The organism is Sinorhizobium sp. B11 (genome assembly GCA_039725955.1).
GTDB lineage: Bacteria > Pseudomonadota > Alphaproteobacteria > Rhizobiales > Rhizobiaceae > Rhizobium.
On the sequence record CP091033.1, the window covers coordinates 861,729 to 882,155 of the forward strand.

Below are 20,427 nucleotides of genomic sequence, written 5' to 3' on the forward strand. Positions count from 1 at the left end.
AAGAGGGAGCGACAATGACGCAATCGGTGGCCATCGTGACGGGAGCAGCAGGTGATATCGGCGCGGCGATTGCCGATCGACTGGCCGTCGATCATGATGTCGTTCTGCTTGCGGATATCGATCTCGTCAGTGCAGCAGCCGTTGCCAGCAAACTTGGACCATCCGACCGCTTCGTCCCCATCGAATGCGACGTGACCAGCGAGACAAGCGTTGCGTCTCTCGCCGGGCGTGCGGCGGAGCTCGGCAGTCTTCGTACCCTCGTCAACAATGCGGGTGCAGCCCGCGCCGTCAGCCTGCATGATACGACGCCGGAGATCTGGCGTGCCGACAATGCGCTCAACCTCGAAGCGGCATTTCTCTGCTTTCGGGCTGTCGAAGACCAGTTGAAGGCGTCGCGAGGCTCAATGGTCAACATTGCCTCGGTCAACGGCATGAATGTGTTTGGCCATCCGGCTTACAGCGCAGCCAAAGCCGGACTTCTGCATTTCACCCGGCTGGTCGCCGTCGAATACGGAAAATTCGGCATCCGCGCGAACGCCGTTGCTCCCGGAACGGTAAAGACGCAGGCATGGGAAGTCCGTGCCGCTGCCAATCCTAATGTCTTCGAGGATGCCCGCCGCTGGTATCCGCTGCAGCGCGTGGTCGATCCGAAGGACGTCGCCAATGCCGTCGCCTTCCTGGCTGGGCCGCAGGCTGCAGCGATCACTGGCGTCTGCCTGCCGGTCGACTGCGGCCTGACAGCTGGCCAGGCCGAGCTTGCCCGCACGTTTTCCCAGTCCGAGCACTATTGAAATCGAAATAGACAACAAGAGGAATGAGATATGAAGCCGGCCGACTATCGCCTGGAAAGCAGCTGGAACCCTGGTGGCGGGCCGCATGGCGCGTTCACCTTCACGCTTTTCAATCTCTCCGGCGCGGCACTTTCCGGTTTCAAGCTTGTCTACACTTCCCTCACCCGGGTCATCGATGCCACGGCGTGCGGCAATGCCACGTTTCTGAGACGCAACGCCAATTTTCACGAATTCGAGCCGCCGGCCGGGTTGGCCCTCGCCGCCGGTGAAAGCTGGACCTTCACCGTCGCCGGCTTGCATCGCCCAGCGCGCCATTGCACTGACGGCGCCAAGTCCGCCTATCTGACGCTGTCATCCGGAAAGCATGTGCCGGTTGCAGTTTCCGATCTACTTCTCGAAGGCCGAGTGAGCGAGCCTCCGCCTGCGCTCCTGCCTGAAGGCCGGCTCGACCTGCCCTTTGCCTTGCAGCCATGGCCGGCCGAGATCGATGCGAAGCCGGGCGATAGTTTTCCGGTCATCCTTTATCCAGAGGGCGCCAGCGCAGACGAATTGTCGGCGATATCAACATGCATTTCCCTGACGCGCCGCCTTTTCGAAAGCGATCATTCGGTTTTCAATCTGGTTGCCTCGCAGCAAGGCCGCGCTCTCACCTTCAACAAGGACGCCTTGCTCGACGCCGAAGCCTATCGGCTGACGTTCGCGGCCGATCGCGTGACACTTTCCTATTCCGGTTCCGCCGGGCGCCAGTACGGATTGACCTCGCTCGCGCAGATGCTGAACGGTGCGCGCGTCACCAAGGGCAAATTCCGCTTTCCTGTTTCGGGGACGATTTCCGATCACCCCCGCTATAGCTGGCGCGGCTGCCATCTCGACGTTTCCAGGCAGTTTTATCCCGTTGATGACGTCAAGCGGCTGATCGACATTCTTGCCTGGTTCAAGCTCAACATCTTCCACTGGCATCTGACAGATGACGAGGCCTGGCGGCTGGAGATCAAGGCCTATCCGCAGCTGACGACGTCAGGCGTGTTGCGAGGTCCGGACGAGCCGCTGCTGCCACAACTCGGCAATGGAGCCGAGCCGGTCGGCGGCTTCTATTCGCAGGACGATGTCAGAGACATCGTCGCGCATGCGAGCTCCCTCAACGTCGAGGTGGTTCCCGAGATCGACATTCCCGGCCACAATGCGGCGACGCTGATTGCCCTGCCCGATCTGACTGATGGACAGGAGGCACCGGAAAGCTACCATTCCGTCCAAGGCTACCCGAACAATGCGCTGAACCCGGCAGTGCCGCTGACCTACGAGTTCCTGGAAAAGGTCTTCGACGAAATGGTCGAACTCTTTCCCTCGACTTACATCCACATCGGTGGCGACGAAGTGGCGAACGGCTCCTGGCTCGCCTCGCCGCTTGCCAGGAAGCTGATGGCGGAACAAGGCATTTCCGGCACGTTCGGTCTTCAGTCCTATTTCCTGAAGCAGATCAAGACGATGCTTGACAAGCGCGGTCGCAAGCTTGCGGGCTGGAACGAGGTCGCTCATGGCGGCGGAGTTGCCGCGAAGGACAGCCTGCTGATGGCCTGGGAAAATCCGCAGGTCGGTATCGAGCTTGCCGAACAGGGTTATGATGTCGTCATGACGCCGGGCCAGGCCTATTATCTCGACATGGTACAGGCGGAAGCCTTCCAGGAACCGGGTGCGAGCTGGGCAGGCACCGTGCCGCCGGCTCACACATATGCCTATGAAGCTGCGGGCGAATTCCCCGAGGAATTGAAGCACAAGCTGAAAGGCGTCCAGGCCTGCATCTGGTCGGAGCACTTCCTGTCGCGCGGTTATTTCAACCGGCTGGTGTTCCCCCGCCTGCCTGCCATTGCCGAAGCCGCCTGGACGCCGAGGGCATCGAAGGACTGGGCTCGGTTTGCTGCGATCGTGCCGCTAAGCCCAACGCTTTAACATGGTAATCGAGAGGCAGTCGGCGCGCCACGGTCATCGATCCGACAGTGGACGCCCCTGCCCCTGGCAAATGTCGGGCGCGACCGGCCTGACCTTTCCATTCAATAGGAAATTCGGCTAAACGGCCAATGCGCCCCTCCCCGCTGGCGCGCCTGACATTGACCCACGGCGATTCTTGCAAGGACGGGAATTTTGCTCGTCTTCGCAGATGCGCTCCAAACCATTGCTGATGATGACGATGAACCGCCTGATCCCCGATGTCTTCCGCAATCCTGCAATCCGGGTGAGCATGATTGCCATCTTCACGTTCGGTTTTGCCGGCGCGACGACAAACCCTTATCGATCCGTGGTCGGTATCGTCGAACTCGGCCTGTCGAACGGGGTCTACTCCGCGCTGATTTTTGCCGCAGCGGCCGTCAACGTGATCGTCAGCATTCTTTTCGGCAATCTTGCCGACCGGCTCGGCGAATACCGCACGATGATGCTCGTTGCCGCGACATTCGGCATTCTCGGTTATGGTGCGGTCTATTTTTTCCCGACCCGGGAAATCTTTGTTCTCAGCGCTCTCCTGCTGCTGCCGGTCTATGGATCGCTGAACTCGTTGCTCTTTGCCAATGTGCGCGCGGCAGCCAGAGGAATGGCGCCTGGCGAGATTGCGACCGTCAATTCCGGGACACGGGCGATGATTTCGCTTTCCTGGGTGCTCGTTCCGGGGTTTACGGGCGTTCTGCTCTCCTCCTCGCCGTCCATGTTGCCGGCCTATCTGTTTGCCTGCATATCCTGTCTGGTCTGTGTCGGCCTCATCGGTATCCTGCTGCCGCGGCAAAGCGGCACCGACCGAGCTGCCACGCACCATCTCTCCTATCTCGCCGCTCTCGGCCAGGTGATCTCTCCGAAGATATTCAGTCGGGTAATGGCGATCGCGCTGATCAGCAGCACGCTGCATGTCAACGACGCAATATTTCCCCTCGTCGTCACCGGTGCCGCCCACGGCACGGTCGCCGATATCGGCATTCTCGTGGGGATCGTCGCACTCCTGGAAGTGGTCTTCATTATCGTATGGTCACGCATGCTGCGCATTGTCAGCCAGCTCACAGCTCTTGCCGTTGGAGCATTGATCTATGCGATCTATCTGATGCTTCTGGCTTTTGCCGATCAACCCTGGCATGTCTACGCCCTCACCATCATCAGCGGCATAGGCGCAGCCTCGCTGATCTCCGTCCCGATCACCTATCTTCAGGATCTGATAGCTGAGCGGCCAGGTCTTGGCAGCGCGCTGATCTCGGTCAACATCTTCCTCAGCGCCGGACTGAGCGCCGTGCTCTTTGCGGCCGGAACCGCTATCACCAGCTATTCCGGCACGGCTGTCGTCGGCGCTTTCTCTGGGCTTGCCGGGACGGCCTGGCTGCTGTTCCTCGACCGCCGCCGACGCTCAGGCTGAAGGCTGGAACCCATTGGCACCGCGCTGTTGGTGCAAGCAGCGATGACAGAGTTCCCGCTCTTGGAACCAATGTCCGGACAGGCAGCTGAATATCCCCGCTACGGGAATATCGCCTAACTCGGGGCGACGTCATGCCCGCCGGCGGCTCTTTGAACCAGGCGAGCAACCACCTCGGTGCGGTTCTGTGCCTGCAGCTTGCGCATTATGTGCTGCAGATGCATCTTCACCGTATGCCCCGACAAATTGAGCTTTCCCGCAATGACCTTGTTCGAGCAGCCACTTTGCAACTCTGCCAGCACATCCGCCTCGCGGGGGGTGAAATCGGCAATCGCCAGATACTGCATCCTGTCATCCAGGCTTTTCTCGGCCTCGTTCCTGGCCGGAATATACTGCTGCGGGCCGTTCGTAACGGCTCCCAGCAGCTGCGGGAAAAATGTTCCTCCTGCCAGTACAAGACGGAGACCGGCAAGAGCAATGTCAATACCGAGTGAAGTCGAGAAGAGGCCACGGATACCCATCGTGAGCGCCTGACGGGCTATGAAGACGTCATCCGTACTTGAGAGCAACGTGACAGGAGCCTCAGGAAAACGTGCAGCAATTGCCGCAAGGTCATCACGCAGGCTGATGCTCTCAATGCTTCTGCCGGCCAAATCCAATGCAATCAAACGCACCTCAGCTCCAAGAGCCCTGTCGAGACTCTCAGTCGAGATCAAATCGATAAAGTTCCACCCGGCGAGCTCATGCTCAAGCAGTTTCACCACGGTGGTGCGTGCCAGTGTAGAATGTTCGATTATGATCACAGTTGGTGCATTGCGCCCCATACGGCGCTTAGTTTTAGCACTGTCGGACACTTTCGTGCTCCCCAGAAGATTTGCAACCCAACAGCCGCTCACATTATTCCTGTTCTCGCTTCATGTCATGAGAAAAAACGAGTGTATTCTCGATAACAATAGTCTGATCTCTCATGATAATTCTTATAGTCTATGAGATACGGGCGAGAGAAAACTAGACATGTAGAACAGTTTTGAAAGCTTATCTAAGAGGAGCGTTGAATCGACTTGGCGCTGCACACCTTCCAGTTTTAGCCGAATTCACGTATGGAAAGCGCGTCAACAAACTTGCAAAAGGCACTGAAAAAGCAGGCGATCTGTTATGGATCCATTCGGGAAAGAGCCGTTTGATAGAACGAGCTGCCGATCGGCCCGGCCTTGATCCCATATCTCGGTTCAAAATAGCCGTAGACTTCGACAGCAAGACGACCAGCGCAAAAAGCGACAAAAGCCGTAGATCGCCGGTAACCCGTTATGATTACTGAATAACTAGGGGCCATTGAACGCGCCGATACCGGAATTCAGCGTTTTCACACAGGCAGCGCTGCGTCAGAACCGGCAAAGGCCAACCGGAGGCAGCGGCCTCAGGGGGGCCGAAATACATGACAATGCGGGTAAGGTCATCGTGGGAGGTGGCGCCCCTCACCGACGCGGCTGTTTCGTGCCATGCCGGCCCGGGAGACGAAGGCTGGGCGGAGGAAGCGGTTCAACATATGGCTAGCAGAAGCATCTCGTGAAGTTGGCCTCCGCAATACTAGTGGGAATACGCTAGCTATGCATGAAGCCTAGAATGTCGTCTACGAGAGCCGAATGTGCGTCCGTGAGGTTGCCCTCTCCGCTATGCCCCCCGATGCCAGCCATCTGGAGCGCATGCTGGTCATAGAGAACATGATCGACCTGTTGCGCGTCCGCCGTCCCGCCGGCGGGAACGGCAATGTTGATGGGATGGAAATAGCCGAAATTGACGTCGACCATGCTGCCGGTCGACGATCCGGTCCCGCCGCCTCCGCCCGCATGGTTGCCGGTGAAGATCGTGTCCGACGACAGGTTGAAGCCACCGCCATTGCCGCCGATGCCGGCGATCTGCATGGCGCCCTGATCGAAAATGACATTGTTTGTCTGATGAGCCTCAGCCGAGCCGCCTGCGGCGCCGATGGCGATGTTGATCGGAGAGAATATGGCAATACTTATGTCGACCATGCTGCCGACGAAATATCCATTGCCGCCGTGGCCCGCATAAAAGTCGCCGTTCAATGTCAGTGACGTTCCCGGGCTCAGCGAGTCATGGCCCGCAGCATTATGGTCTCCGCCCGAGCCGCCCATACCGCCGATCTGGGTTGCGCCCTGCAGGAAAAGTGCGTTGTTCGTTTGCAGGGCGTGAGCCTCCCCGCCGGGGCCTGCCGCCACGGCCGTGTTGACGGGAACAAAGAGCGCGGTTTCGGTGCTGACGAGCCCGCCGTAGAAGAGCCCCATGCCGCCGCTGCCGGCATGACTGGCGCCCTCGCCGCTGCCGATGGCAACGTTGCCGCTTCCGCCATTCCCGCCTATCCCGGCCATTTCGGTGGGATGCTGATTGATGAGCGCATCATTGCCCTGGAAGGCCTCGGCACTCGAATGCGGTCCTGTAATAGCGGCATTGGACGGCATGAAGACGGCCAATGCATTGCTGCTGATCACGCCGTCGCTTATTCCATCACCGCCGCCGCCGGCTGAGCTATAGCCTGGACCGGAGGCGACATCCAATGGAAGCCAGGTCGGCACCAATGCCAGATGCCCCGCGGCCACGTTGGGGGCGAGGTTTTGATCGGAGCCCGACTTGGGCAGGTCTTCCGATAAGGGACGAGTTTCCGTCATTACCGTCTCCATTCCGCGGACAACCGCACGGCCAACGAGCGTGCAGCGGATGCAGGCTGAATTGTTCAGGCCCTGGATTGCTCAGGTATTGTGCATCTGAACGGACGAAAAGCGGAGCCTGCAATTCGGCTACATCCCATCGGCTGGTTCTGTAGCCATTTGGCTGTGATGGAGGCGGCGCTCGTTAAGCGAGTTTGCCAGCGTCGGATCCGCCTTCCGGTTGGAGGCCCGGCATCCTGCACTGCGCTCGCGCCGCCGCTCATGAGAGTCTCTCAGCGCGGGAAAAGGGCGCATTTGCGGGGCGCAGCCTGATGAGAACCCTGCAACAGAGCCGGCTCCTTCTGATGGCCTGTGCCTCGAAAAGCGGGAGGACACAGACATGATCATAACAATACCATCTCCCGCCATGTGACCAAGTTCACACCAAATAACGTCGCGCAGAATATAAGTATACATCCAAAAGAACGTCTCCGAATATCTAGATAGTTTAAAGTTTAAATCGCAGGCAATATTTGCACGCGGTTGTATTGGCTGGCGGTGGCTTCCTGAATACCCACACCGTAGGGAAAAGCCGTAGAAGGAACTCGGACGAAACGAAGTAAACGAAGTAGAAGGAGTGATATCAATGCCTATTCCACAATTGTCTGACACGATCTATCTCCACAACCCTGATGCGGGTGACGCAAATGCCGGCAACGGCGGCGATGGCATCAACCATGGCAATATCGACTACAACCCGGTTGCTTATGTAGATCCCGTTCAAACGGTCTACGGGGCAGATACCCATCTGCACAACGGCGATCACGTTTGGCAGGGGGCAGATTGGGACGCTGGCGGCGGTGGACCCGGCGGTTTCAGCCAGGCCCAGAACGGCTTCCTGGCATCGCTCACCAGCGGCGCCGGCGGCGCAGGGGGAGCGGCTACTTCCAACGGCAGCCAAGGAAACACGAGCGGCGGCGATACGGCTACGGTGAATGCGGCTACGACTGCAACACAGTATACCCAGCTCGTGGCCGATCAGCATGCCACCATCCTGGCAGGCGTCGGCGGCAACGGCGGCAACGGTAACAACGCTCTCGGCGGGGACATCTCGTCAGCAGTGGTTCACACAAATCCCGAAACGACGACGGTGAACAATGCTCTCGATCATTTCATAAACGCCTTCGGCCATATCGACGTCAGCCATCTCGGCTCGTGAACTCAATGCTCTGAGGGTCGCCGGCTTCGGCTGGCGACCCTCCTGTATTGCTGAACCGGCAAGCAGCCTCTTCGTGTCAGTATCAAATGCAGCGAGATCTGATAATGGCAACGATTTCCATAAAACCATTGCGCCCGCAGACCCACCTCGTTGTTGCGCTCCGAGCTTGCGCCGGGGCCTTCGGGTTGGTCTTCCTCTATAGCTGCGGATACAATCTCTTTCTTCTTGCGCCTTCCATCTATCTCTTGCAGATCTATGACAGGGTCTTGTCGAGCCGGAGCGCCGACACACTGCTGATGCTGACTCTGATCATCGCCGTTGCCGTCCTGGTCGGGTCGATGCTGGATATCGTGCGCAGGGCAGCTCTTTCGCGCATCGGCAGCTGGCTGGACCACAGGCTGCGGCCCATGGTGCTCACCGCATCATTCGAATATGCCACTCTTGCCGATACGGGAGCCGCCACGGAGTGCTACCGGGACCTGGCCGCATTGCGCCAGTTTCTCGATTCACCGGCCAGTTCCCTCTTTTTCGACGTTCCCTGGGCGCCAGTATTCCTGCTGCTGCTCTTTCTCGTTCATCCGCTGCTCGGGACCATCGGTCTTCTGAGCGCAGTTGCACTTCTGCTGTTTGCGTTCCTGACGGAAGTGGCGACGAAAGAGCCGCTTACCCAGGCCAATTTTGCGCTTTCGAGCAGCTATATCCGATTTGCGACCGCCCTCAAGAACATCGAGGTGATCAGGGCGATGGGCATGCAGGATGGCGCTGCACAGATCGTCTATCGCGATGCAGAAATGGGAAGAAAGGCGCTGGACGTCGCGATGCATCGGACAGAAATCATTCTTGGTTTCTCCAAATCGATCCGCACGCTCGCGCAGATCCTAATGATGGGATCGGCGACATGGCTGGTGCTCGTAAACAGCGGCAGTCCCGGCATCATCTTCGTTGCGAGCCTGCTGCTCGGGCGCGGGCTTGCGCCAATCGAGGGCGCAATCGGGGCATGGCGCTCCTTCACGTTTGCGCGCAATGCCTTCAATCGCTTGAACAGAATGCTGATAACAGTTGCCTCGGAACACGATGGGAGAATAGTGCCGGTTCCGGAGCCTAACGGCCTTGTGCTCGATAATGTCAGCTATGTCAGGCCATTCGCCGATCGGCCGATATTGACCGGGATCACCCTGCGCCTGGCACCTGGCGATTGCGTAGCGCTGATTGGTCCGTCGGGATCGGGAAAATCAACGCTCGGTCGCGTCATAGCCGGCGTCGTGCCGGCCACGAGCGGATGTGTTCTTCTCGGCGGCGTGGATATCTCGACCCTGCGCCTTTGCGGGGGAACCCGCCATGTCGGATACCTGCCCCAGGACATCGAACTCTTCGGCGGAGCGATCAAGGATGTGATCGGTCGGCTGGACGGAGGAGATCCCGGCAAGGCGATCGACGCCGCAAAGCTGGTCGGATTGCACGAAGCGATCATGCGGCTTCCCCGGGGCTACGAGACCGATATCGGCGAAGGGGGAAACCTGCTCCTTCGGGCTCAGCGCCAACAGCTGGGACTGGCGCGCGCAGCCTATGGAAATCCATCTCTCGTCGTTCTCGACGATCCGAATTCGAGCCTGGATTATGAAGGCGAACGCATGCTGTTCACGGCGATCGAGCGCATGAAATCCCGAGGGATGACCGTCATCGTCATAACGCACCGGATGGGGATCCTGCCGGTCACCAACAAGATTGCCATCATGCGCAACGGGACGGTGGCTGCCTTCGGCGACAGCGACCGTATCTACGATACCTATCTTCAGCCACCATCTCGAACAGGAACATAGGGAAGGATGCGGCCGTGACCTTTGTTCAGTTGGACGCAGCGCTGGCGAGATTTTCAGACCTGTCGAAGACGGGTTTGCGGTTGGCTCACCGATCGACAGCGCCAGCCAGGCGACAGGCAGGCTCCTTCCCGATCATCGATCCGAAACAGCGCGGGCCCGCGCCGCCCTCGCCCATGCCCGGGCTCAGAGGCGTTGTCTGGACGGGCAACCTTTTGATCCTGGTCTTCATCGTCGGATTGGGTATCTGGTCGGTTCTGGCGCCGCTGAAAAGCGCTGCGGTTGCATCCGGGGTTATCGAACCGGAAACCAGCCGCAAGACCATTCAGCATTTGGAAGGCGGGATCGTGCGGCGGATCCTCGTCAAAAACGGCGATGCGGTCATGGGCGGGCAGATCGTGATAGAGCTCGACGATACCAAGTTCCGCTCGGAGCGCGACAGCATTCAAGGGCAACTTTGGGACGCCGAAGGAAGCCGTGCGCGCCTGCTCGCGGAACAGACGGGCGCCGACCATGTCACCTATCCCGGGGATCTCGGGGCAGCAATGGAGAGATATCCCTCGGTTGGCGCAATCCTGACCGGGCAGCAGAAAATCTTCGAAGCCCGCCGCCGGGTCATGCAGGCGGAAATCCAGATCGCCAATGAAAAGATCGCGCAGGTGCGGCAGGAAATCGCCGGACTTGGCGCGCAGAAGGCGGCACTGGCCGGCAGAACCGCAATCTCGAGCGAGGAGATGGATCAGGTTACGACCCTCAACGCCAAGGGACTGGAAAAAAAGAGCAGGCTTCTCAACCTCCAGCGGGAAAAGGCAGATCTCGATGGCCAGGAGGGGCAGGTCGAGGCGCAGATCTCTCGCGCATACCAGGTGATCAGCGAGTCCCAGGCCGATATCGCAAAGCTTGAGAGCGACCGGTTGAGCGAAGTCGCCCAGGGCATGCGCGATACGGAAAGCCGGATCATGCAATTGCGCGAGCGCTTGCGGGCGATCGACGACCAGCTTGCAAGAACAGATATCCGGGCTCCAGAAGATGGAACGATCATGAACCTGCGCATCCACACGGCCGGTGGCGTGGTCGGCGCGGGCGAACCGCTCGTCGATCTCCTGCCGCGCTCCGATCGCCTCATCGTGTCCGTCCACGTCAGACCGGAAGACATGAACCTCGTCCGTGCGGGGCTCGAGGCACAGGTTCACCTCCTTCCCTACAATCAGCGGCGCGTCCCGCTCCTGAAAGGTCGTGTCGAATATGTATCGGCCGACCGTCTCATCGATCAGCAGAGCGGCCAGCCCTATTTTGCCGCAACGATCCGTGTAACGGACGAGCGGCTGGCGAAAATGAGAAATGTCGAACTGGTCGCCGGCATGCCCGCACAGACACTGATAGAAACGGGCCAAAGCAGCGTGGCGCTCTATGCCGTCAGACCACTCCTCGACAGTTTCAACAGAGCATTTCGCGAGGACTGACCGGTGATGGGCAAGAGAAAATTCGATGACGACCAGATTACGGGCATTCTGAAGGAACACCAGGCCGGGGTTACGGTAGCGGATGTCTGCCACAGGTATGGTATCAGCGAGCCGACCTTCTATCGGTGGCAGTCCCTGCAATTCGGTAATGTCAGTCTCTACGCCAAAAAAATGCGAGCGCTGGAGGAAGAGAACCAGAAGCTCAAGAAGCTTTTGGCGGAAGCCATGCTCTCGGCAGCAACGCTGAGCGAGATGCTGGCCAAGACCTCGAGAAGTTGAAGTTAACTTCTAGACAGAGGCCTTGCTTACCCTATTGGTGCGGTCCAAGATCCCGCTTGCCAGCCGATCTATGCTAGCGGAAATCCCGTTTCAATCTCCTCCTCGGGACGGCGGCGGACCAGAACGAGACCACTACATCCCCTTTCCTACGGCTCAGCGTCGATGACGCCACTCCATATTCTGAGACTACGCACTTAGCTCTCTCGCACAGCTACACTTTTAGATATATATTGAGGACGGCACGGCGATTGACACGCCTGCCGAAGGTTGTGTTGTTCGCGTGGAAGGAGATTTGAACATTTTTAATCATCGCTACCTAAATTAGAAAATTCATACATATATTGTGGCGGCGTTCAGTTGCGGTGATCGTTCTCAGGGAAATTCGACCATGGAGAGCTCAGACATGCGTAAAGCTCGTGCCGCAGGCACGGCTCCTGAAAATAGACAGGAACATGCCTCGAGTCCGATCGATAGGCTTTTGTTCTTTGACCGCGATTTCAATCCGATTGGAAATTTGCCGGGCGATGAACTGCCCGCCGCGCTTACACCCGCGATGTCGCTGTGGGAGCATTTTCCTGAGCTGGACAAATCGGCAACCACTCAGGCACTCCAGTCAATGGGCGAAGGCGTCCAATCCCTGCGATTATCGGTCAATGTCAGCAAACCTGGTTCGCAACGACTGACCATCTTTCAGATCGGCAATATGTACGCCGTTGTTCGATCCGGCGATCGCCTTGATGACGAACGGGCAACCCTACTGCATCTGGCCACCCATGATCCGTTGACGGGCCTGCCCAATCGACGCCAGTTTGGCGAGGATCTCGCAACGTCGTTGACGGAAATAATTGCCTCCGGCGAGACCTTGTCTCTGATGCAGCTTGACCTCGACGACTTCAAGCCCGTGAACGACACGCTGGGGCATCCGGCCGGGGACAAGCTTCTTCAACTTGCTGCCAGCCGTATTCAAGGATGCCTTGCGGAAGACGACAGGGCCTATCGCCTCGCGGGTGACGAATTCATGGTCATCTCCATGGGCCCGGGACATCCGCTCAAGGGTCACCAACTGGCGGAAGCCATTGTTTCGGAATTTCAAAAACCCTTCACTATCGATGGCATCGCGGTGTTTGTCGGTAGCAGCGTTGGTGTCTCGACCGCCCCACCGGATGGCGCCAGTCCCGAGCAACTTATGAAGGCATCCGACGTCGCACTCTACGCGGCGAAGAAAGAAGGTCGCGGTCGCGCAAAATCGTTTGATCCTTCAATGCTTGAATTGCTGGAGCAGCGCGAACTGCTGCGCCGCAGCCTTCGAATGGCCTTGGCAAAACACCAATTCTCGATGGAATACCAACCGATCGTGGAGGCCAGTACCATCGTCGGTTTCGAAGCGCTTCTGAGGTGGCACCACCCCTTGCTCGGAAGTATTCCTCCAAGCACCTTCATTCCGATGGCCGAAGCAGATGGCTTGATGCCGGAAATAGGTGCATGGGTTTTGGAACAGGCCTGCCGGGAAGCGATGAACTGGCCCCAGAACTACATCGTCGCCGTCAATGTATCGGCGGCTGAATTCCTGACAAATGGCCTTACCGATCGGATTTCTCAAACGCTGGATCTTGTCGGATTTCCATCGGATCGCCTTGAGCTCGAAATAACCGAAAGCGTTCTGCTCGAGCGAACCGTCAACAACATCGACACCCTCAATACTCTCAATGTGCTCGGCATCAGAATCGCCCTCGACGACTTCGGGACAGAGTATTCATCCCTCAGTTATCTAAAGACATTCCCTTTCGACACGATAAAAATCGATCGGTATTTCATCACGGATCTCGAGAGCGATTTCAAAAGCCAGGCAATCGTCCGCTGTGTCGTTGAGCTCGCTCATGGCCTCCACATGCGCGTAACCGCCGAGGGGGTTGAGACGGAACAGCAGGCGGAATGGTTGCGCAAAGCGGGATGTGACAGGCTGCAAGGCTATTTGGTCAGCAGACCGCTGCCGATCGCGGCGATCAGCGAATTTATCCATCGGACGACAACATCTCAAAGCCGCGCAACATCGTGAGTGCGAGCGTTGCGGCGCGTTTCAAGGACGGCAAGCGCCATCCAGATACAACGGAGGATGTATTGGAAGAGATAGCATCAAGCATCGATCACCATCCATTCGCCCTCATGCTGTCGCTGGAAATGGACGTCGCGCTGGTGAAATCCGAATGGAGATTTTGCGACAGAATTACCGAATATCTCGCTGATATCCTTGGCCAGGGCCAGAGCGATCCCGCCCGATATTCGAATTTTCTTTCGGTCGCGGCGAACGAACTTGTTGAGCTTGCTTTCCGCTGGTCGGGTCAATCAGGTTTGATGAGTTTCAGCCTCCATCGAAACGCAACGACAAATCGCCTGACAATTGAACTCCCGTATCAGGATATGTCCGGTGGCCGTCACACAGAGACGAGATTGATCGAGGCCCGGCCTGACCTCGTCGTTGAAGCAGGAGACGGCAAGGTGTCCACGGCCGGCACGACGGCGCTGCTAGAAGATTTGGCTACAATATTTCGCACAGCGATCCGGATCGAGACGGACGGTGTGCGGAGCACGAAGATCGTCGCGGATTTTCCCTTGGCCGAGGATTTTCGATGAACCACGCAGCGCCCTTCTCGGTTCTTTTTGACCCGACAAACCAGGAGGTGGTCCTGTCCGGCAAGATACGGCCAGAACGTGCTGCAGAAATTGCCGATGCCCTGTCGCTGGTGCAGCAAAGTCTGGAGAGGTACAGCGGGGTCGTCTACCTCAATGTCAAACGTCTGACGCATATCAACATGACCGCCTTTTCGGCCCTGGCAGATATCCTTGCGGAAAGCTGCCGGACGAGGCCGGAGCGGAAGATCGTCATTGTAACCTCAAGCGTGATGGAATGGTCGACCCCGGTTTTTGAAAAGCTGGCAAAACACCACGCCAACTTGACAGTGGCGGTTTATGACTCGGCATTTTATCCGGGTCAGAGCTTCGTGGAGGACGAGGCGTTCATTCCCATTCTCCGTACTCAGACCAAAATGACATGGAGGCATGAGAAGGAACTATTGCCTCGTCACGGTCTGCGTAGCGGTCTCGCTGTTGCGGACATCTGCTGCGGGATTGGTGATTTCGCAGCCTTGGTTCAACGGGAATTCAAGCCGTCCCGCCTTGTTGCGCTCGATCACTCGGTGCGCAGCCTGGAATACGCCCGGAGAGTGGCTGCGGACTTCGATTTGAAAGAAATTGAATACACTTATGGCGACGCGTCCCAGATGCTGCTTCGGGACAATCAATTCGACTTTGTGACGTGCCGGCATTCCCTCCAGATTTTCGATCGTCCGGAGATGCTGCTGCGCGAGCTCTATCGCATCTGCAAGCCCGGCGGTCGCGTCTATATTACCAACGAGAAAAACTCTCATTGCCTGGGTGAGCCGCATGCGGAAACGATCAGGTGGACATATGAAGAAGTCGCCAAATTGTTCAGCTACTTCGACATGGATGTCGAGATGGGGCCGAAAAGCCGCCACCTGCTTGCCGACGCCGGCTTTGACGCGATCAAGGTCGATGCTTTCATGGTAACGAACCTCGACGGCGATCCCCAGGACTTCGCCGACATCATCGAAGCCTGGGAAAACGTCTATGCAGGCCAGATGGCTGTCCGGCGGGGGGATACGCCGGAGTTCATTCGCAGGTTCAGGCAGGGGTTTAAAGACCACGTTTTCGCGGCCCTTCATCCGAAAGGCTATGCGGGCTGGCCGATCTGGGCGGCGTCCGGCCGAAAGCCAGCATGATGGGCGGGAGATTTTCGAAAAGACCGATAAAGCTGGGCTCGTTCCGTGCAAAGTTCATATTGGTCGTCGGCGGAGCAGTCCTGTTCGATCTGCTGGTGAGCGGAGGATTGGCACTCTGGAATGTGCAACGGCTTTCACGCGACGCGACGCTGGAGGTCGGGCAAGGACTCGAGGCGGCAAGCCAGGAATATATCGTGACATATGCCGACTCCACCGCTGCCCAGGTCAGTTTGTTGTTTCGGCAGGTCCACAGCGATGTTGGCGAGTTGGCTGGCGTGCTTCAGGCACAAATCGACAATCCGCAGCGCAATTCCGACGTCGGCGCAGCAATCGCCCGAACCTCTCCCGGCGCCGTGAACCTCGCTTATGACCAGAAGGGCAACTGGTCTCAAAACGCTCCGGGCTCGGTCTCCGTTGTGAGTGTCTGGGGCTACCTGCTGAGGCCCGACCACAGTCCCAGACCTGATGTCGAAGCCGACATCCAGACGAGTGCGGTTCTCGACATCGTAGCGCCGAGTTTGCTGCAGCACGGTTCTTCCAAGCTCCAGATGTATTACATTGGCCCGAAGGAAAGGCCGATTTTCAGAACCGCACCATATACGGACCAAGCCCAGACTTTCGATCGTCTCTATCCCGGTCACAACAATGAAAATTTCTGGCACTTCTTTTTTCCCGGGCTCTACGAGTCTTGGCAGGGCTGGGCCGCCAATATGAATTCGCGGCCGGTCGCAGAGGATATCACGCAGACAGCGCCATATACCGATGCGATTACCGGGAAGCTCATCGTGAGTTTCTTTCATCCCCTATGGACAGCCGACAGGAAGGACGTCGCCGGCGCCGCTGGCGCGGACATCACGCTCGACCAACTCGCGCAGACCGTTGAAAACGTTAAAGTGGCCCAATCCGGGTTTGGTCTTCTCGCAATGTCCGACGGAAACGTCGTCGCGATCAACCATACAGGCGAGGAAACTCTAGGCCTGCGATCCGCGAGCGATGCGAGCGGAACAGGCGTGACTGGGCTGGAGCGGTCATTGAAGGGAAGTTCACAGCCCGAAATTGCGAAAATGGCCCTGGACCGCGAACAGGGCATCCAACACCTGTTGTTGGAACGAAACGGGCAAAAAGTTCCCTACATCGTGATCGTGAAGAAACTCCCTGCGACCAATCTCTGGTCCAGCGGCCCGGTCCGTCAAGAGGCGATGTCCCTCGTCCTGGTCGTCCCCGAGCGGGAAATCGACGCTTCCCTGTATGCGGCGCAAGCCAAGATTTCCGAGGCCACGAACCGCATCGTGCTCTATCAGATCCTGGCAATCGCGATGTCGCTGGCAATCGTCACCATCGCGGTGCTTGCAGCATCAAAGCGAATAACGAGCGGTATCAGTGCTCTCGCCGATGCCGCGAGAAGGATCCAGACGAAGGATTACTCGGTACGGGTTGCCATCACCAGCAGAGACGAGGTTGGCGAGGCCGGGGAAGCATTCAACAGGATGGCCGAAGAGATCAGCTTTCACACCGAAAATCTCGAGCAACTCGTCGAGGAGCGAACGGCGCAGATCGAGGATGCAAAGGAAGAGATTTCCACGTTGAACGCTCAGCTTCAGCGAGAAAATCGACGGCTTGGGACGGAACTGGCCGTCGCCGAGAGAATCCAGCTGATGGTGCTGCCGTTGCATCAGGAGCTCGACGAAGTGCAGGCGCTGGAAATAGCGGCATATATGAGACCCGCCGAGGAGGTCGGTGGCGACTATTACGATGTTTTGAAAAGCGGCCATCGCCTGAAAATCGGCATTGGCGACGTCGCCGGGCACGGGCTCGAAAGCGGAGTCTTGATGTTAATGGTTCAGTCGGTCGCCCGCGCGCTGCAGGAGGCAGGCAATGCCGATGCAGTCAAATTTCTCACCGACCTTAATAGTGCGCTTTTCAAGAATATCGTGAGAACCAAGATCGACAAGCACCTCACTTTGGCGTTCCTTGATTACGATGGAAAAGAAATGATCCTGTCCGGCCAGCACGAAGAGGTGATCGTTATACGGACGAACGGTGAGATCGAGCGTATTGATACGATGGATCTGGGAATACCGATCGGGCTGCAGGCCGACATTTCCGAGTTCATCAAGACGCGCAGGATAACGTTCGAGAAGGGCGACCTCATTCTTCTCCACACAGACGGCGTGACGGAGGCCGAGAACGATGCTGGAGAACTGTTTGGCATTGAACGTCTGTGCCACGAGGCACTTCGCGTCAAGAACGAAAGTGCCGACAAAGTCGTCTCCGGAATCGTGGCGGCATTAATGCACTTTATCGGGTCACATAAGATCCATGACGACATCACACTTCTCGCAGTACGACACAGGTGATGCATGACACCGACGTTATATGGAATCGAAACTCTTGCAGGTGAGAACCTGGATGCAAGCACGCGTCTGACCTTGCACGACGGACCGCTTCAACTCGGGTGGAAACATTCGGGCATGACTTCGGACTTTATCGCAGAAGTTATGGCGCTGCCCTATTCCCACTCGAAGAGAGACTACACGCAAGCCCATCACGACATCGGCTATCTCAGCAACGAGCTGATCGAAAATGCCGTAAAATTTCGACGGCCAGGAGAAATCCTCATCGAAGCCGGAATATCCGACGGATGCTTTTTCATGAGGATAACGAACAACATCGATGGCGCATCGTCATCTCGTCTGCAGCAACTGCTGCACCGACTTCGCTCGACGGAACCTGGTGAACTCCTTCTGGAACGAATCGAAAGCAATGCCATATCCGAAGGGAGTGGCTCCGGTTTGGGTTTGCTCACCCTCTTAAGCGATTATGATGCAAAAATGGCGTGGGCATTCGAAGAGGCCGACGAGGACGAATTCAAACTGACGACGACAGCCTTGGTGGCTTTACCGCCCTCCTCCAATCTGTGAGCGAAAAATGGAAATCAGGGACGAAAACTTCCGTGTATGGGCTGAAAACAACGAAGTATATCTAGATGGTGTATTTCGGCTGGCAGGACCCGACGCCTACGCGCCTATTCATTCGATGATACTGGGGCTGCTCCATGGAGGTCACAAACAGGTAATATTCAACTTGACTGGCCTCGAGTTCCTCAACTCTTCCGGCATAAACCTGCTTGCCAAACTGACAATCGAGGCCAGGAAAATGGACGAGCTTCAGCTCGTTGTGAAAGGCACCAACCAATATCCCTGGCAAGCAAAATCGCTTCCGAATTTGAAAAAGCTGCATCCACTGGTTGATTTGCGCCTGGCGTAAAGTTTGCTGCTATCGGCGGAAAGGCATGACGACAGAAAACGAGCGATAGGTGCGCAGCGCATCGACGGAAGGCTATTTAGTGAAGACCTGGAAATGAGTTTCGGGGTTTTGCTATCAGATCGTGAAATGAACCTCTCCTAAGGCTGGGCATATATCTCAGATCCATCAAGCCAATCCTGTTTTCCTGCATACCCGCGGCTCGACGCGTGACCCCGTGATAAGCGCAAATGCATCGGCCCGAGGCTCACCCGACCGGTCGGACTGGCCGACCGGTGAGAGCGCAAGACCGATGATGGTGTGATGCATTCTCCTGCGCCAAGAACGCCCTGATCAACTATTTCAGCGAGCGAATTCCAGCAAAAAGCGGGCCGAGGCCTTCCGCTATCGTCAGGTGCACGATTACCGCTTCGCGAAGCTGAGTATAGGGCAGTCCGCCCATCATTGCCGTTTGAACCACGGCCATGACCTCTCCGGCTTCGGAGCCGATCATCGTAAAACCCAGGATGCGATCATCATTCGCGCCTACAATAGCTTTCATGAAGCCTTGCGTCTCCTCGGTTGCTTCGGTGCGCAGCACATTTCCCATGGGCAGTGTCGCGACCCGATAGGCGATGCCCAGGCGCTGGGCTTCGCTTTCGCTCATGCCGACACGGGCAAGCGGAGGATCCGTAAACATCACATAGGGGATCTGGCGAGCGTCGGTGCGACGGTTGCCTCCCGCCATGTTGTCGCGAACGATCCGGAAATCATCGACAGACACATGCGTAAACTGCGGACTGCCGGCGCACTCGCCGATCGCCCAGACGCCGTCTTTCGTAGCTTCCAGACGTTCATTGACGCGAATGAATCCGCGAGTATCCAGTTCGACACCGGTCTTCTCAAGTCCGATGTCGGCCGTGTTTGGAACCCGACCGGCAGCCACCAGCAAGTCGCTGCCTTCGACGGTCCGGTTCCCGGCGTCGGTTTGAATTTCGACAACAACAGCATCCCCAGACAAGCCCCGCACCTGTGTCGGCCTGGCGCCCAGGACGACTTCGATCCCTTCTGAGGCAAGTATGCGCTGTATCTCCTCGGCGACGTCGGCATCCTCCCGAGCCATCAACCGCTGCGATGGTTCGATAATGGTCACCCGGCTACCGAAGCGGCGGTATGCCTGCGCCATTTCAATACCCACATAGCCACCTCCGAGCACGATCAGATGAGACGGCAGATAGTCGAGCTCGAGAGCCTCGATATGTGTCATTGCGCGCGCTGCCGGCAGGCCAGGGATATCCGGTATCGCAGCATGACTGCCGACATTCACCACCACCTGATTGCCGGAAAGCCTGCGCTGACCGCCATCGTTCAAGCTGACTTCGATGGTCTTCGGCTCGACGAACTTTCCCTCCCCCATGATGAGTTCGGCACCGCTTGCCTTATAGGCATCAAGGTGAAACGCGATCTCCCGATCGACCATCGCTTGCTTGCGCCGGCGGACGGCTGCCATATCGACGCTGACTGGTCCGGTCGCGGTACCGAATTCGGCCGCGTGCTGAACCAGATGAGCAACTCGCGCGCTCCAGATCTCGTTTTTGCTGGGCAGACAGGCGACCGCCGGGCAAGAACCGCCGACCCACCTTCTTTCGACAACCGCAACTTTCTGACCGGAACGAGCCAGGTGCCAAGCGAGCAATTTACCGCCCTGGCCGCTGCCAAGGATCAGAGTGTCGAAATTCTCAATATCAGGCATGGGACTCTCCGTGA

General features: G+C 57.6%; 16 protein-coding genes. 13 read left to right on the forward strand and 3 right to left on the reverse strand.

Features of this window, described 5'->3' with window-relative positions:
- Positions 1-14: 14 nt before the first annotated feature.
- From LVY75_03925 to LVY75_03935, 3 genes are all read left to right on the forward strand, one after another.
- On the forward strand, positions 15-791 hold the full coding sequence (locus LVY75_03925; protein ID XAZ21111.1) for an SDR family oxidoreductase: 777 nt from the start codon (positions 15-17) through the stop codon (positions 789-791).
- 30 nt (positions 792-821) lie between these two features.
- Positions 822-2,738, forward strand: coding sequence for a beta-N-acetylhexosaminidase (locus LVY75_03930; GenBank protein XAZ21112.1), 1,917 nt, complete (start codon positions 822-824; stop codon positions 2,736-2,738).
- A 238-nt stretch (positions 2,739-2,976) separates the two neighbouring features.
- Positions 2,977-4,179, forward strand: coding sequence for an MFS transporter (locus LVY75_03935; GenBank protein XAZ21113.1), 1,203 nt, complete (start codon positions 2,977-2,979; stop codon positions 4,177-4,179).
- Positions 4,180-4,292: 113 nt separating this feature from the next.
- Here LVY75_03935 and LVY75_03940 read toward each other — a convergent pair whose 3' ends face one another.
- Both LVY75_03940 and LVY75_03945 read right to left on the reverse strand, forming a co-directional pair.
- Entirely contained in the window at positions 4,293-5,000 is a 708-nt protein-coding gene (locus LVY75_03940) for a response regulator transcription factor (GenBank protein XAZ21319.1), read from the reverse strand.
- Between the two features lie 777 nt (positions 5,001-5,777).
- The gene (locus LVY75_03945) at positions 5,778-6,863 is read right to left on the reverse strand and encodes a hypothetical protein (protein XAZ21114.1); all 1,086 of its coding nucleotides are present in this window, start codon (positions 6,861-6,863) and stop codon (positions 5,778-5,780) included.
- Positions 6,864-7,488: 625 nt separating this feature from the next.
- Here LVY75_03945 and LVY75_03950 point away from each other — a divergent pair.
- From LVY75_03950 to LVY75_03995, 10 genes are all read left to right on the forward strand, one after another.
- Positions 7,489-8,061 carry a PE-PGRS family protein gene (locus LVY75_03950; GenBank protein XAZ21115.1) on the forward strand — a complete coding sequence of 191 codons (573 nt, stop codon included), beginning with the start codon at positions 7,489-7,491 and terminating at the stop codon, positions 8,059-8,061.
- Between the two features lie 104 nt (positions 8,062-8,165).
- The gene (locus LVY75_03955) at positions 8,166-9,881 is read left to right on the forward strand and encodes a type I secretion system permease/ATPase (protein XAZ21116.1); all 1,716 of its coding nucleotides are present in this window, start codon (positions 8,166-8,168) and stop codon (positions 9,879-9,881) included.
- Positions 9,882-9,895: 14 nt separating this feature from the next.
- Complete coding sequence (locus LVY75_03960; protein XAZ21117.1) at positions 9,896-11,341, forward strand: HlyD family type I secretion periplasmic adaptor subunit; 1,446 nt, start codon at positions 9,896-9,898, stop codon at positions 11,339-11,341.
- A 6-nt stretch (positions 11,342-11,347) separates the two neighbouring features.
- On the forward strand, positions 11,348-11,620 hold the full coding sequence (locus tag LVY75_03965) for a transposase (GenBank protein XAZ21118.1): 273 nt from the start codon (positions 11,348-11,350) through the stop codon (positions 11,618-11,620).
- 403 nt (positions 11,621-12,023) lie between these two features.
- Entirely contained in the window at positions 12,024-13,676 is a 1,653-nt protein-coding gene (locus LVY75_03970; protein XAZ21119.1) for a bifunctional diguanylate cyclase/phosphodiesterase, read from the forward strand.
- Positions 13,677-13,738: 62 nt separating this feature from the next.
- Positions 13,739-14,251 carry a hypothetical protein gene (locus LVY75_03975; GenBank protein ID XAZ21120.1) on the forward strand — a complete coding sequence of 171 codons (513 nt, stop codon included), beginning with the start codon at positions 13,739-13,741 and terminating at the stop codon, positions 14,249-14,251.
- Positions 14,248-15,417: a class I SAM-dependent methyltransferase gene (locus tag LVY75_03980; GenBank protein XAZ21121.1), complete on the forward strand. Its 1,170-nt coding sequence runs from the start codon at positions 14,248-14,250 to the stop codon at positions 15,415-15,417. The genes LVY75_03975 and LVY75_03980 overlap by 4 nt, the downstream gene beginning before the upstream one ends.
- Positions 15,414-17,774 (forward strand): SpoIIE family protein phosphatase, encoded by a 2,361-nt coding sequence (locus LVY75_03985; GenBank protein ID XAZ21122.1) that lies wholly within the window; start codon positions 15,414-15,416, stop codon positions 17,772-17,774. The genes LVY75_03980 and LVY75_03985 overlap by 4 nt, the downstream gene beginning before the upstream one ends.
- Before the next feature lie 3 nt (positions 17,775-17,777).
- The gene (locus tag LVY75_03990) at positions 17,778-18,338 is read left to right on the forward strand and encodes a hypothetical protein (protein XAZ21123.1); all 561 of its coding nucleotides are present in this window, start codon (positions 17,778-17,780) and stop codon (positions 18,336-18,338) included.
- Positions 18,339-18,345: 7 nt separating this feature from the next.
- Positions 18,346-18,684, forward strand: a complete 339-nt coding sequence (locus LVY75_03995) for a hypothetical protein (protein ID XAZ21124.1) — start codon at positions 18,346-18,348, stop codon at positions 18,682-18,684.
- A gap of 334 nt (positions 18,685-19,018) precedes the next feature.
- On the opposite strand, the gene LVY75_04000 is transcribed toward LVY75_03995, so the two are convergent.
- Positions 19,019-20,413 carry an FAD-dependent oxidoreductase gene (locus LVY75_04000; GenBank protein XAZ21125.1) on the reverse strand — a complete coding sequence of 465 codons (1,395 nt, stop codon included), beginning with the start codon at positions 20,411-20,413 and terminating at the stop codon, positions 19,019-19,021.
- Between the last annotated feature and the right edge of the window lie 14 nt (positions 20,414-20,427).